Source organism: Sphingomonas sp. UYP23 (assembly GCF_054059235.1).
This window is the reverse complement of the sequence record NZ_JBSSBX010000001.1, coordinates 1,071,029-1,084,100: the sequence shown is the minus strand read 5'-3', so window position 1 is coordinate 1,084,100 and position 13,072 is coordinate 1,071,029. Positions and strand designations below refer to the sequence as shown.

General features: G+C 64.5%; 17 protein-coding genes and 2 pseudogenes. 11 read left to right on the top strand and 8 right to left on the bottom strand.

The window, feature by feature from the left end; all coding sequences use genetic code 11:
* Window positions 1–1,043, top strand: a pseudogene (locus tag ACVWYO_RS05420) (rod shape-determining protein).
* A gap of 123 nt (window positions 1,044–1,166) precedes the next feature.
* Window positions 1,167–1,292 (top strand): hypothetical protein, encoded by a 126-nt coding sequence (locus ACVWYO_RS05415; RefSeq protein ID WP_457349110.1) that lies wholly within the window; start codon window positions 1,167–1,169, stop codon window positions 1,290–1,292.
* A gap of 155 nt (window positions 1,293–1,447) precedes the next feature.
* On the opposite strand, the gene ACVWYO_RS05410 is transcribed toward ACVWYO_RS05415, so the two are convergent.
* Window positions 1,448–2,380: an IS5 family transposase gene (locus tag ACVWYO_RS05410; protein ID WP_457349109.1), complete on the bottom strand. Its 933-nt coding sequence runs from the start codon at window positions 2,378–2,380 to the stop codon at window positions 1,448–1,450.
* A 49-nt stretch (window positions 2,381–2,429) separates the two neighbouring features.
* Here ACVWYO_RS05410 and ligD point away from each other — a divergent pair.
* The 3 genes and pseudogenes from ligD to ACVWYO_RS05395 all read left to right on the top strand — a co-directional run.
* Window positions 2,430–3,773 (top strand): annotated as a pseudogene (gene ligD / locus ACVWYO_RS05405) (DNA ligase D); the annotation flags it as partial.
* Window positions 3,774–3,777: 4 nt separating this feature from the next.
* The gene (xth, locus tag ACVWYO_RS05400; protein WP_457349108.1) at window positions 3,778–4,575 is read left to right on the top strand and encodes an exodeoxyribonuclease III; all 798 of its coding nucleotides are present in this window, start codon (window positions 3,778–3,780) and stop codon (window positions 4,573–4,575) included.
* Window positions 4,572–5,600 (top strand): ATP-dependent DNA ligase, encoded by a 1,029-nt coding sequence (locus ACVWYO_RS05395; RefSeq protein WP_457349107.1) that lies wholly within the window; start codon window positions 4,572–4,574, stop codon window positions 5,598–5,600. Before xth ends, ACVWYO_RS05395 begins: the two co-directional genes overlap by 4 nt.
* Before the next feature lie 20 nt (window positions 5,601–5,620).
* On the opposite strand, the gene ACVWYO_RS05390 is transcribed toward ACVWYO_RS05395, so the two are convergent.
* Genes ACVWYO_RS05390 through ACVWYO_RS05375 form a run of 4 tightly spaced genes read right to left on the bottom strand, consistent with a single transcriptional unit; the run spans window position 5,621 to window position 6,823 of the window.
* Window positions 5,621–5,959, bottom strand: a complete 339-nt coding sequence (locus ACVWYO_RS05390) for a hypothetical protein (protein ID WP_457349106.1) — start codon at window positions 5,957–5,959, stop codon at window positions 5,621–5,623.
* Window positions 5,949–6,281: a hypothetical protein gene (locus ACVWYO_RS05385; RefSeq protein WP_457349105.1), complete on the bottom strand. Its 333-nt coding sequence runs from the start codon at window positions 6,279–6,281 to the stop codon at window positions 5,949–5,951. Before ACVWYO_RS05385 ends, ACVWYO_RS05390 begins: the two co-directional genes overlap by 11 nt.
* Before the next feature lie 49 nt (window positions 6,282–6,330).
* Window positions 6,331–6,744: a TraR/DksA C4-type zinc finger protein gene (locus tag ACVWYO_RS05380; RefSeq protein WP_457349104.1), complete on the bottom strand. Its 414-nt coding sequence runs from the start codon at window positions 6,742–6,744 to the stop codon at window positions 6,331–6,333.
* Window positions 6,695–6,823 (bottom strand): hypothetical protein, encoded by a 129-nt coding sequence (locus tag ACVWYO_RS05375; RefSeq protein WP_457355135.1) that lies wholly within the window; start codon window positions 6,821–6,823, stop codon window positions 6,695–6,697. Before ACVWYO_RS05375 ends, ACVWYO_RS05380 begins: the two co-directional genes overlap by 50 nt.
* Window positions 6,824–6,931: 108 nt before the next feature.
* Between ACVWYO_RS05375 and ACVWYO_RS05370 the strand changes: the two genes are divergently transcribed.
* The 3 genes from ACVWYO_RS05370 to ACVWYO_RS05360 are packed head-to-tail and all read left to right on the top strand — an operon-like array spanning window position 6,932 to window position 7,833.
* Window positions 6,932–7,174 (top strand): DUF6582 domain-containing protein, encoded by a 243-nt coding sequence (locus ACVWYO_RS05370; protein ID WP_457349103.1) that lies wholly within the window; start codon window positions 6,932–6,934, stop codon window positions 7,172–7,174.
* Window positions 7,155–7,652, top strand: coding sequence for a hypothetical protein (locus ACVWYO_RS05365; RefSeq protein ID WP_457349102.1), 498 nt, complete (start codon window positions 7,155–7,157; stop codon window positions 7,650–7,652). Before ACVWYO_RS05370 ends, ACVWYO_RS05365 begins: the two co-directional genes overlap by 20 nt.
* 13 nt (window positions 7,653–7,665) lie before the next feature.
* Window positions 7,666–7,833, top strand: a complete 168-nt coding sequence (locus tag ACVWYO_RS05360) for a hypothetical protein (protein ID WP_457349101.1) — start codon at window positions 7,666–7,668, stop codon at window positions 7,831–7,833.
* 44 nt (window positions 7,834–7,877) lie between these two features.
* Here the strand turns inward: ACVWYO_RS05360 and ACVWYO_RS05355 are convergent, their stop codons facing one another.
* Together ACVWYO_RS05355 and dinB are read right to left on the bottom strand one after the other, a co-directional pair.
* On the bottom strand, window positions 7,878–9,164 hold the full coding sequence (locus ACVWYO_RS05355; protein ID WP_457349100.1) for a DUF763 domain-containing protein: 1,287 nt from the start codon (window positions 9,162–9,164) through the stop codon (window positions 7,878–7,880).
* Window positions 9,161–10,273, bottom strand: a complete 1,113-nt coding sequence (gene dinB, locus ACVWYO_RS05350; protein WP_457349099.1) for a DNA polymerase IV — start codon at window positions 10,271–10,273, stop codon at window positions 9,161–9,163. Before dinB ends, ACVWYO_RS05355 begins: the two co-directional genes overlap by 4 nt.
* Window positions 10,274–10,396: 123 nt before the next feature.
* On the opposite strand from dinB, the gene ACVWYO_RS05345 reads away from it, so the two are divergent.
* On the top strand, window positions 10,397–11,269 hold the full coding sequence (locus tag ACVWYO_RS05345; protein ID WP_457349098.1) for a 3'-5' exonuclease: 873 nt from the start codon (window positions 10,397–10,399) through the stop codon (window positions 11,267–11,269).
* 72 nt (window positions 11,270–11,341) lie between these two features.
* On the opposite strand, the gene ACVWYO_RS05340 is transcribed toward ACVWYO_RS05345, so the two are convergent.
* A complete protein-coding gene (locus ACVWYO_RS05340; RefSeq protein WP_457349097.1) occupies window positions 11,342–12,172 on the bottom strand; it encodes an aldo/keto reductase in 831 nt (276 codons plus the stop codon).
* Window positions 12,173–12,310: 138 nt separating this feature from the next.
* Here ACVWYO_RS05340 and ACVWYO_RS05335 point away from each other — a divergent pair, with 138 nt between their 5' ends.
* Both ACVWYO_RS05335 and ACVWYO_RS05330 read left to right on the top strand, forming a co-directional pair.
* Window positions 12,311–12,619 carry a hypothetical protein gene (locus tag ACVWYO_RS05335; RefSeq protein WP_457349096.1) on the top strand — a complete coding sequence of 103 codons (309 nt, stop codon included), beginning with the start codon at window positions 12,311–12,313 and terminating at the stop codon, window positions 12,617–12,619.
* A 3-nt stretch (window positions 12,620–12,622) separates the two neighbouring features.
* Entirely contained in the window at window positions 12,623–12,919 is a 297-nt protein-coding gene (locus tag ACVWYO_RS05330) for a hypothetical protein (protein WP_457349095.1), read from the top strand.
* The last annotated feature ends 153 nt before the right edge of the window (window positions 12,920–13,072 follow it).

Sequence of the window (13,072 nt, the reverse complement as noted above, 5' to 3'; positions counted from 1 at the left end):
ATGCGATTTTCTCGCTTTTTCTCGCTCGCCTCGAACGACATGGCGATCGACCTCGGAACGGTGAACACGGTCGTATATGTGCGCGGCAGGGGCGATCGTCCTGAACGAGCCCTCGGTAGTCGCGATCGAGACCGTCGATGGTGTCTCGCGCGCGAGCGATCGGCGCTGGGGCGAAGCTGATGCTAGGGAAGACGCCGGACACGATCCGCACGATCCGTCCGATGCGCGACGGTGTCATCGCTGACATCGACGTGGCCGAGCAGATGATCAAGCACTTCATTGACAAGGCCAATGGCGGTCCAAGCCGCCTGCCTCGTCGTCCCAAGATCGCGATCTGCATTCCCTCGAGCGCGACGATGGTCGAGCGCCGGGCGATCAAGCAGGCCGCGTCGAACGCCGGGGCAGGCAGGGTCCGTCTCATCGAGGAGTCGATGGCTGCAGCGATCGGTGCCGGGCTGCCGGTGACCGAGCCGGTTGGCGTGATGGTGTTCGACATCGGAGGCGGCACGACAGAGGTGGCGGTGCTGTCGCTTCGCGGTCTCGCCTACAGCAACTCCGTCAGGGTCGGCGGCGATCGCTTGGATGACGCGATCGCCTCGGGCATCCGCCGACGCAACAACATGATGATCGGCGAAGCCACCGCTGAGCGGATCAAGGTCGAGATCGGGGCGGCTCGCGCGCCAGTTCATGGCGCCGGAAAAACCATGGCGGTGAGGGGTCGCGACCTTGTCGACGGTGTTCCAGCTGAAATCGAAGTCAGTGAATCCGAGGTCGCCGGTTATCTGACGGATCTGGTGGGTCAGATCGTGGAGACGGTGCTCAAAGCGCTCGAGACCACAGAGCCGGAGCTTGCCGCCGACATATACGATCGAGGCATCGTCATGACGGGGGGCGGGAGCTTGCTTCTGCGACTTGACGAAGTCCTGTCGGACGCCACTGGGTTGCCCGTCGTCGTCGCTGAGGATGCGCTGACCTGTGTCGCGCGTGGCGCAGGACAGGCGCTAGAGGACCCCGCGTTCCACGGGGTCATGACCGACTCCTGAGGTGGATTCCATACTGCGACCTGGTATTTCGCTTGTCATCCCGCCTGCATCTGCGCAACTCCTCGATTGAGAAGCGAGGGTCACCGTTTCGGCTTACCGCGCGTACGAACAAAGGAAAAGATAATGGGTCAGCTTCGCACTGGAAACAATCGTCGTAAAAGCACTGCCATCAAGCTCAATAACCCGAAAAAGCCATCCGCGCCGATTGGCGCAAAAAGCAAGCCTAAGTCGGCGAAGGCAACAAGCTGACGTAGACTTGGCACGCCGAATCTTCGCGGTGTGCTAGGCGGGGCGTTTCACGCCTCAGGCAAGATCTCTAGAAATGATCGCGCCGACTTTTTGCAGACTGGACGGCTTTGTTGCATAATTACGCGAGAGCATGACCGACGTTTTACTTGAAGATGTTATTGGATGGGGACGGTCACCGGCGTTCCTATTTCGGAGAACCGATTGAGAATTGCAGCACGGACTTTGAGCTCGGTAATCTGACGATCGAAGGTGCGGGCGACAACGCGCTGGCCCAGGAGTTTGAAGCAGTGCATTTTGGTCTCGACCAGACTGCGGCGATGATAGCCGCTCCACTTTTTCCAGATTGCGCGACCAAGCCGCTTTGTCGCGCGTAGCGCTCCATTGCGTGCATCGACGCCGGGACCGCCTTCTGCCCATGGTTGCCCGTTGCGGCGGACCGGGATGACCGCATCGGCACCGCGCCCGGCAATAGCGGCATGGCAGTCCCTGGTATCATAAGCGCCATCTCCGCCGACGCTGAGTATCCGCTCGTCTCCGGGAATTTGCGCCAGGAGAACGGGCAGCGTCGGTGCGTCACCAATGGCATTCGTCGTGACCTCAATGGCCCGGATATCCAGCGTCCCAGCATCAATCCCGAGATGCACCTTGCGCCACTGGCGACGGTAGGACGGTCCGTGTTTGCGCGTCTTCCACTCGCCTTCTCCCGTCATTTTGATCCCGGTGCTGTCGACCAGCAGGTGCAGTCCGCCCGAGCTGATCCGCCCGCCGAGGTTGACCTTCAACGTCTTCTGCCGTCGGCACAGCGTCGTATAATCCGGCACCGACCAATCCAGCCCCGCCATTTTGATCAGGCTCGAAACCAACCCCGTCACTTGCCGCAAAGGCAGGTTGAACAGCGTCTTCAGCGTCAGGCACAGCTCTATCGCGCTGTCTGAAAACCGCATCGGGCGACCAGGGCGACCACACGGCTTCGAAAGCCAGTGCATCTCCGGATCAAACCATATTTCCAGCGACCCACGCCGCTTCAGCGCCGCATTATACTCAGGCCAGTTCGTCGTACGATACACAGGTGCGGCAGGTTTGGGCATTACGCCTATCTATACCGCTCGATTCCCTGCGTGAATCCCCGCCATCAGTTTTGCAACAAAGCCACTCGAAGGCGTCATCTCGAAAAAGGCTGACGGACGCTACATCGGCTCCCGCTCCGGGGGTTGGCTCAAGACCAAGTGCATCAAGCGACAGGAATTCGTTGTCGTCGGTTGGACGCCGTCCGACAAGTCGCGAGCCTTTCGTTCCCTTGTCCTCGGCATTCACGAGGACGGCATCCTGCGTTACGCAGGCAAGGTCGGGACTGGCTTCAGCAACGACGAGATCTTCCGGCTGATGGAGACGATGCAGACGCTCGAGCAGGAGAAGCCGACCGTGAAGGCGCCCCGCGCGGAGGTGCGCGGCGTCCATTGGCTTAAGCCGAAGCTCGTCGCCGAGATCGCCTACACCGAGATGACGAACGAGGGGACGCTGCGGCACCCGAGCTACCTCGGGCTTCGCGCCGACAAGAAGGCCGAAGCCGTCGTTTTGGAGGTCGAGCAGCCCGTCGCCGAGATCGCCGCGCCAGCAGTCTCCAAGGTGAAGGTCAGCAACCGCGACCGGGTGATCTTTCCGGAATCCGGAATCACCAAAGGTCAGCTCGCCGACTACTATGCAGCGGTCGCTCCAATCATGTTGCCCTGGATCGGCAGCCGACCGATGAGCCTGGTTCGCTGTCCGCAGGGACGCGCCAAGAAGTGCTTCTTCCAGAAGCACGACGCCGGCAGTTTCGGCGACACGGTAAAGCATGTCGGCATCTTGGAGAAGGACGGGCACGAGGAGCCGTATCTCTTCATCGACACCGCCGACGGTCTGCTGACCTGCGTGCAGATGGGCACCATCGAATTTCACGGCTGGGGCGCTCGGATCGAGGACGTCGAGAAGGCTGACCGTCTCGTGTTCGACCTCGACCCCGACGAGGGCCTCGACTTCGAGGCGGTGCGCAAAGCCGCGTTCCACTTCCGCGACATCCTGAAGTCGATCGGGCTCGAGACGTTCCCGATGGTCACGGGCGGGAAGGGCATCCACGTCATCGCGCCGCTCGTGCCCAGGGCCGAGTGGCCGGAGGTGAAGGACTTCGCCCACCGCCTGGCGCAGGCCGTCGCCCAGAGCGATCCCGACAACTTCACCGCCGCGCTCCCGAAGGTACAGCGCAAGGGGCGGATCTTCGTCGACTACCTGCGCAATCAACGCGGCGCGACGGCAGTGATGCCGTATGCGGTCCGCGCACGCGAGAATGCGCCGGTGGCAGCGCCGATCACGTGGCAAGAGATGGAGACGATCGACGCCCCGAACCATTTCCACATCGGCGATGCAGCGGAGCTGGTGAAGCGCGCTGGTTCGAAGCAGCTCGCCGGCTGGGGGCGTGCCGACCAGACGCTGCCGGACCTCTGATGGCATGAAGATCGCGACCTACAACGTGAACGGTGTGAACGGGCGCCTGCCGGTACTGCTGCGCTGGCTCGCCGAGAGCCAGCCCGACGTCGTCGTCCTTCAGGAACTCAAGGCCCCGCAGGAGAAGTTCCCGGAAGGCCCCATCCGCGACTTGGGCTACGAGGCCATCTGGCACGGTCAGAAGAGCTGGAACGGGGTCGCTATGCTCAGCCGCGTTGGCGAGATCCACGAGACGCGGCGTGGCCTGCCGGGCGATCCCGACGACACGCAGAGCCGCTACATCGAGGCGGCGGTCAACGGCATCCTGATTGGCGGTCTCTACATGCCCAACGGCAATCCGCGTCCCGGCCCGAAGTTCGAATACAAGATGGCCCGGTTCGAGAAGCTGATCGAGCACGCCGCGGGTCGGCTCGAATCCGGACTGCCGGTCATGCTCGCTGGCGACTTCAACGTGATGCCGACCGAGCTCGACGTCTACAAGCCGGAACGCTGGGTCAAGGATGCGCTGTTCGCCCCCGAGGTCCGCGAGGCGTACTTCCGCCTTACCGGGCAGGGGTGGACCGACGCCCTGCGGAAGATGCATCCGGGGGAGACGATCTTCACGTTCTTCGACTATTTTCGGAACGCCTACGGCCGCAACGCCGGCCTTCGGATCGACCACTTGCTGCTCAGCCCGGCGCTTGCGGACAGGCTCGTCGATGCGCAGGTCGATCACGATGTGCGGGGCTGGGAGAAGACCAGCGACCATGTGCCGACCTGGATCGAACTCTCCGACAAGCCGAAGCGCAAGCGCCGCGCATGACGGACAACGCGCATGCCCTTGCCGAGACCGAGCCGATGGAAGCCAAGCTCGTCGATAAGTTGCCAACCGAAGTCGGCTGGCAGTTCGAACCGAAGTGGGACGGCTTCCGCGCCGTGGCGTCGCGTCTGCGCGGACACGTCGAACTCCGGTCCAAATCGGGCAAGTCGCTTGCGCGCTATTTCCCCGAGATCGTCGCGGCGCTGGAGGCCACCCCGACCGACGACTACGTCCTGGACGGCGAGCTGATCCTGCCGATCGAAGGCGTCCTCTCGTTCGACGCTTTGCAGGCACGTCTCCACCCCGCCGAGAGCCGGATCCGCCGGCTGTCGCGCGAGACCCCGGCGCAACTGATGCTGTTCGACTGCATCGCGCTAGACGGTAGCCCAATGATCGAACGGCTGCTGGACGAACGGCGCGCCGCGCTCGAGCGCTTTCACCGCGCCAACGGAAACGCGCTGCTCTTGCTCTCACCGCGCGCGCCAAACCTCGCGGGCGCACAAGCGTGGCTTGCCGCGAGCGGCGGCGCCCTGGACGGAGTGATCGCCAAGTCGCTCGATCAGGCATACCGACCGGGCGAACGCGCGATGCTCAAGGTCAAGCGGCACAGGACCGCGGATTGCGTGGTCGGCGGCTTTCGTCGGGAAAAGGGCGGCCCGCTTGTCGCATCCCTGCTGCTTGGCCTGTATGATGACGCTGGCCTGCTCAACCATGTCGGGTTCACGTCGGCACTGGCGAAGCAGGACCGCGCGCAGCTCACTGGAAGACTGGAAGGGCTGATCTCGCCTCATGGATTCACAGGCAAGGCGCCAGGCGGGCCTAGCCGCTGGAACGACGGCAAGGAGAGCGAGTGGTTTCCGCTGAAGCCGGAACTCGTCGTCGAGGTCAGCTTCGACCAAGTTACCAACGACCGGTTCCGCCATGGGACCGGGCTCGTGCGATGGCGTCCGGACAAGGCGCCGCGGCAGTGCCGAATGGAGCAACTCGACTATGCGCTCCGGCCTTCGGACCTCGCTGACATCAGCTAGGTCGCGAAAAAAAACACGGATCAGTCGAGGCTGGCGAACCACTCGGTGTAAGGCGTGTTGCGCGCCATGTGGCGGTTCAGGTCGGGAGCCCCGTCGCTCCACCAGACGGGGCCCCGCTCGCCGAGCCCGCACTTCGCTGCATCGACAGCCGCGCGAGCCGCCTTCTCATCGGCCACGTCTCCCGCCTTCCTCGCCGTGCCGACGGCGCGCCGGGCATCCATCAGGCTCGCAACAAGGGCGGCGCGTTCCTCTTCCCCTAGGCTGGGGTCACTCGTCCGCCACAGCCTGCCGCGGACGACGAAGTAGCGGCCGTCTGGCGTAACAGGGTGGCCAGCGACGCGGACACCATCAGCGTCCACGACGATGATCTTCCGCCAGTTCCATCGCGGCGTCACGAACCGTCAGCCATCGCTGACGTTCCTCCTCGGCGTCCGCCAGTGCCCTGTGGGCCGGCGCCTTACCCGGTGCGCGGACCTCGACCAGGGTCAGAAGGTTCTCCACCGTCGCGTCCAGCAATTCAGGTGGTACGCTGGGCGAGAGGATCCCACGTGCGACTTCGTCGATGGCGTCGTCGGTGTCGCGGAGGCGAAGCGCGCGCCGGTCGAGGCCGGCGCCGCGGAGCAGGGCACTGAGCCACTTCCCGTCCCAGGACGGCGCGCTGGCGAGCAGGTCGTGGGCCACAAGCTCCTCGACCTCCGCCGCGTGACCGCGTCATGGGGTTCTCCCGCGCTCAGCAGTTCGCTTCGGGGTATGTGGTGGATCGCCTCCGCCTCTTCGTCCCAGTCGGTCCACGACGGCGCTGGTCGGATGAGGTGGGCCTCGGACCGACCATCCTCGAACACCCATGCGACTTCGATCGGGTAGCTCCTCTTGGCGAGCGAGGAGGCTTCGAAATCGAGAAATACCAGCATCCGGTCTCAACGCCGCTCGGTGGCGGAACGTCGCACGCGATTTCGGCTGCGCTAGCGCAACTCGCTATCCTTGTCCCGCGGCGGTTGAACGACGAAAAGGCCGGCTTGCTGTCTCGGTTGGGCTGACAAGGCACGCAGGTCCGGGCAGAGGGGAGTGCGATGCGCCGCGCTTCCGGAATCTCATCACCGCATATCGCAGTTGGTCTCCCCTTCGCCTGCCGCCATTCGGGCACGTGCGAACTGGACCGCCTCCATCACCGTATCGTCGATCTGGTCCTGCACCGCGCCGTCGCGCGTCCAACCGCCGGCCATCCACTGATTCGAGTGACACAACGAGAGGCGACGCTGAGGTTTCCTCCCAGTCTTCGGAGCCGACCGGGCTAACGATCGTTGTGGAGGTCATCGATGTGGAGAAGGACGATGGCGACACTCAAGGCTGACGAAAGGGACGATCTGGAGACGGGTCAGTTCGCCTTTCCCAAGGAGCGCAAGGAGCCACTGGAGAACGCCAGCCACGTGCGGAACGCCATCGCCCGATTCAACCAGGTTAAGGGTGTAAGCGACGACGAACGCGACGCCGCCTGGAAGCGGATCGAGGCGGCCGCGAAGAAGCACGGCGTCGAGGTCAAGGGGAAGAGCTGGCGTGAGATCGGAAAGAACTGACGTCGACGTTGCCCGGTCCTTCGAACTGCGGTCCGGAGGCAATTCAGCGATCGGTGCGATCGACGCCGCCCCAGACCTTTTCGGAACAGTCCCGCTGGCGGGGCTGAGGTCTAGCGACGATGTCGTCTCGACGGACGAAGAGGCCGAACTCACCGCGCGGATCGACGGCACCGGTTTGTCACCCTTCAGGTTTCAGGGTTGGCTCGGCAAGCGCCTGACCACTTCCTACGGTGCGGGCTATGACTTCGATGCGGGTCGGCTGGCAGTCTCCGACGCAGTTCCCGAATGGCTCCTGCCCGCGCGCGAACGGGCGGCGCGGTTCGCGGGACTAGATCCTGCACACCTCTCCCAGGCGCTGCTGATCCGATACGATCCAGGCGCGGGCATAAGCTGGCACCGCGACCGTCCTTTCTACGAGCACGTCATCGGCATCTCGCTTGGCGCCAGCGACCATGCGCTTCCGCAGGCGGCTCGCTAAGGGCTTCGAACGTGTGAGCGTCCCGCTTCCGCCGCGCTCGATCTACCACCTCTCAGGCGAGGCGCGGCACGTCTGGGAACATAGCATCCCCGAGATGGCGGAGACGCGCCGGTCGATCACGTTCCGGAGCCTGTCGGCATCTGGGCAGGAGGCGCTGCGCCGCGCAGAGGGGCCGCGCTGAACCAACGGAGGACCCCACATGCCTGGGAAGTGAAGGTCGATCGTTTAGCCTAGATCCGTTTTCTGCCGCTCGCCTACCCCACCGGTAGCCGCCAACGGCTCGGGTTCCCAGCCGAACACGCTGCGCCCGCCATAGGAATGCGACGCGTGGTCCTCCCTCTCGATCAGTCCGGCGACCGACGGACCGGTGGCCTTGGCCTCCAGCCGACGTGCCTGCTCGTCGAGCCGCCGGACTGCCGCGAGTTCCTCGGTCTCGCCGAGCCTTGCCTTTCGCACTGCCGATTTCATCACCTGGATGGTATGGTCGTAGACCTTGGTTGGAACGGGAAAGGGGTGTCGGTCCTTGCCGCCGTGCGCGAGCGAGAACCTGGCGGGATCGCTGAAACGGCACGGCGCCCCGTGAACGACCTCGGCGACCATCGCCAGCGCTCTCACGGTACGAGCGCCGATCCCCGGCACGAGCAACAGCTCGGCGAAGTCCTCCGGACCACGATCCGCCGCCGCGGCTATCGCGCCATGGAGGCGGCGCTCGATGACGTTCTCCGGTCGGACATCATGGTGATCTGGCATGATCAGGTGCGGCAGCATGCCTTGCGCCGATGACGGCACGGCAGTCGCGGTCCGACCTTCGAGAGCGACGAATTTGCTGACGATCCGATCGGGCCCGAGCGTAGCCAAGAGGTCCAGTTGACCAATCTGTGAAGCGGCCGCGCGACGGTCGGCCAAATTCACGATCGTGCCTTGTCCGGCACCCTCGATCGCCGCGTGCGGCGAGCTGACGAAGCTCTCCAGGCCCTCGGACTGCCAGTGGTAACGGCGCGCCTGCTTGCGGTCGCCGTTCATGCCCTGCTGCACGACCACCCACTGGCCGTCGTCGGCGACAATGAAGCCGTGCAGGTAGAGGTCGTACCCGTCCTGCACCGCGGCGCTGTCCACCTTCGCCACCAGACGGCTCGCGCGTGCCAGGTCCGCGCCGTCGATGCCGACGCGCTCGCCGACCGCCAGAAGTTCGGAGGGCGTTGCGCGGCTGTGCTTACCGCGACCGCCACAGACGTGGATGCCGAGCTCGCCCGACAGGGGGGCCAGGCCGCGCTTGAGTGCCCCAAGCACACTCGTCGTTATGCCCGACGAATGCCAATCCATGCCCATCACCGCGCCAAACGACTGGAACCAGAAGGGATGCGCTAAGCGCCGCAGCATCTCGTCGCGGCCGTATTCCATCACTATGGCCTCCACGATCACGGCGCCGAGCTTCGTCATGCGCTGCGCCAGCCATGCTGGAACCCTGCCGCCGTGCAGGGGCAGGTCGGCGCTACCCGCGCGCCGGGTCATGCGGGAGCCATGGCTGACGGCACGTCGGCGACCGGGTCGAAGAGCTCCTGCGCGCTCGATGGCGCTTCGGTCCCGAAGTTCGAGACGGTCACGCCAACGAGGCGGACCGGCTTGGTCGTCGGCAGCACCGACCGGATTAGCTCGAGACTGGCCGACCGGAGGTCTGCATGAGAGGTGATCGCCGAAGCCCGGCTGCGGCTGCGCGTGATCTGCTGGAAGTCGGCGTACTTCACCTTCACCGTCGCCGTCCTTCCGAATGACCGCCGCTTCTCGCACCAGCTCCACACATCGTCCGCCATGCGAAGGACTCCTGCCTCGATCTCATGCGGCGCCAGGAGGTCCTGCCGGAACGTGGTCTCGGAGCCGGACGATTTCCGCACGCGGTCAGGGTTCACCGGCCGATGGTCCACACCGCGCGCGATGGCGTGATACCAGTCTGCCGAACTTCCGAAGTTGGTCTGGAGGAATGCGAGGGATTTCGATTTGAGGTCGCTGCCAGTCTCGATGCCGAGCCGCTTCATCTTTTCCGCCGTCACCGGTCCGACTCCATGGAAGCGCGAGACCGGCAGGGTCTCTACCCACGCCTCTCCCATGTCGGGCGTCACGGCGAACTGCCCATTCGGCTTGCGGTGGTCCGACGCGAGCTTCGCCAGGAACTTGTTGTACGAGATGCCCGCAGACGCGGTGAGCCCGGTCTCCTCCAGTATCCGTGCCCGAATGGCCTTGGCTGTCAGCCATGCTGTCGGAAGTCCGCGCCGATTGGTGGTCACATCGAGATAGGCCTCGTCGAGAGACAGCGGCTGGATCAGATCGGTGAACTCGGAGAAGATCGCGTGGATCTGCGCCGAGACCGCGCGGTAGACCTCGAATCGCGGCGGCACGAATACCAGGTCGGGGCAGCGCCTAATGGCGGTTACCGACGGAAGCGCTGAACGGACGCCGAACTTGCGTGCCTCGTAGCTCGCGGCCGCGACGACCCCGCGCGCAGCACCATGGCCCACGGCGACAGGCCTGCCGCGCAGGGCCGGATCGTCTCGCTGTTCGACGGAGGCGAAGAACGCGTCCATGTCGACATGGATCACCTTGCGGATGACGGATTCGGGAACCATTGCGACGACATAGCACATCATGAACATAGAGAGAACAGGGGGATCGGCCAACAAGACCGTCGAACTGCTCGATCCGTGCATGAACTTCTTGATTGCGCGCGACCAAAACCTCTACGGCGGTTCATGTCCGGGCGTCCGCCAACCTTCTCGCCAGATGCCAACCTTCCCGACAGTAATTCGGAACCCGACTTCGTCGTCGTGGATGTCGAGACGTCGTGTTCTCGGGTCAGCAGCATTTGTCAGATCGGCATCGTCGGCTTTCGTGCGGGCGAGGTGATATTCGAGTACGAGACCTTGGTCGATCCGCGCGACGAGTTCCACGGCTTCAACACGCGCATCCACGGTATCGCAGCCGCGCATGTCGTCGGGCAGCCGTGCTTCGGCGAGATACACGCGACTGTGAATGCCCATCTCGGCGGAAAGACGACGGTCGCTCATTCCTACTTCGACAAGGGTGCCCTCGCGGCGGCCTGTCGGGTCCACGATCGCCCGATGATCGAGACGACCTGGCTCGACAGTGTTCGCGTCGCAAAGCGAGCGTGGCCCGAGCTGCCGAGCCATCGCCTCAACGTGCTATCGCGATTTCTCGGTATCGCGCACCGGCACCACGACGCGCTCAGCGATGCCCGCGCCGCAGGCCTAGTGGTCGTGAAGGCGATCGAGCACACCGGCCTGTCGCTGGGCGACTGGCTTGCGCCGGCGCCGCGAGCGAAGGCAGGTCCGCCGCCGAAGCCAGGGGGCGAAGGACCGCGCAAGGGTCATCGCATCGCGATCCTGGGGGAGCCCAGGGATGGACGCTTGGCGCACAAGGTCGCGCAACTAGGTGGCCGCGTAGTAAGTGCTGTGGGCACGACCACCACGATCCTCGCGATCGTCGGTGAGGAGCCGTTCGGCTACGGCGTGATCTACGACGCGGGCTTTCGGCGGGCCGAGGGACTGAGGCGGGGCGGGGAGGCGATCCGAATTTTAGCCGAGCGCGACGTCTTGAGCTTGTGAGCGACCGCTGTGAACGGCTCAGCTCGCAGAGGCCATCGACCGATCGAAGGCAGGTGTCGCTGTGACTGCACGCTACAGCATCTCCAGCGGGATCCGGCAGTTCGGCGCGGGGAACGACGCATCGAGGCGGGCCAGCGTGGCAGCGTCGAGGACTAGGTCGGCCGCCGCCCGGTTCTCGCGAACGTGCGCGACGCTACCGCTCTTTGGTATCACGATCATCCCCTCGTGGCGCAATGTCCAGGCGAGCGCGGTCTGTGCAGGTGTGAGATCGAGTCCCGACGCGATTTCAGAGAGCGCGTTGCTGCGCGTCAATCTCCCCTGTTCGACAGGACTGTAGGCCATCGCGCTCATTCCGTGTTCGGGCAGCCAGGGCAGCAGATCGCACTCTGGGCCACGCCTCGTGAGATTGTACAGGATCTGGTTCGTGGCGCACGCGCCACCGCCTGCGTCGACCAGTTCCTCCATGTCTTCCGTGTCGAGATTACTGACGCCCCAATGCCGGATATTCCCGGCGTTACGGAGCAACTCCATCGCTGCGATGGTCTCCGCCAGCGGCACGCTTCCGCGCCAATGGAGCAGATAGAGGTCCAGCCGATCGGTGTTGAGACGTTTAAGGCTGGCTTCGCAGGATCGCTGGAGGAGGCCGAGACCCGCGTTCTGGGGATATGCCTTGCTGACCAGGAAGACCTGGTCGCGAACGCCGGAGATAGCCTCTCCGACCAGCTCTTCGGTTGCCCCGTCGCCGTACATCTCGGCCGTGTCGATCAGTGTCATCCCGAGATCGACGCCGGTGCGCAGGGCGACGATCTCGTCGGGGCGCGCGTCTGGTCGCTCTCCCATCCTCCATGTCCCCTGGCCAATGCAGGGCACTCGCTCATCTTCTGCAATTTTGACGGTATGCATCTCTCGCACTCTCCAGCCAGCGGCGGTCTTCGCCACCAACGTCCGGCCAGGCCAATCGCTCAACGTGTCGGAAGCGGCGGGGTGAGGCCGGCTTGCGCATGGAGCGTGCGAGTTTCACAGTTGGTGTGTCATAAGCGCTTGCGGGCGCATCCGCTGGAGGGCGAATTGATGAGCGAAGCTAGCTGGGGCGACGAGGCAAAGAACCCGTCGATCGAATGGCGCATGAGCGCCTCTCTGGAGGACGTGCCACGCGGCGAAGACGACATGCCTGAGGTGACAAGTCTCGACGGCGCAGTTCGGGCATGGCTCGACCTTGATCCGCCGCATCGCGCGGCGGCGACCTTGACGCCCGAGCGAGCCGTGCAGATCGATGGTGTCGCGAACGCGAGTTTCGTTGGCGATGGGATAGCGGTGCTGGCCGAGCGCCTTCCGACCGGTCAGGACTGACCGGTGGCGACTCGGCCCAGTGTTATCTTCGAGCTCGGCGGTGGCTACTGGGTAGCGGAGCGGAGCAGCGTCGGCTTCATCGGCACGACGGAGCAGGGTCCGGTCGAGTTTCTCATCACGAGCGATGCGCTCGCGGAGATGCTCAACCCTGAACTCGACGGCATCGACGCCGACTATGCGCTTGAGATCTTCGTCGAGTTCGAGGCCGATATTCACCGCATCGCGCTGCGCGAATTCGTGAAGCGTCTCGGCGGTGAACCACCAATCCTCCTCACTGCGGCCGATGTCGAGACGCGCTAGGTCGCGCTTCCCGCAGAGGTGCGCGACGCTCCGTGTTCGGGCCTGCTTCGGTGAGGCGGCGGCGACGGTCGGCAGGTTGCACAGGAGGCACAATCCGGACTTGAACTTGGCGAACGGTGCAGAGGGGAACCGGCCCGAACCGCTGACCCGCAG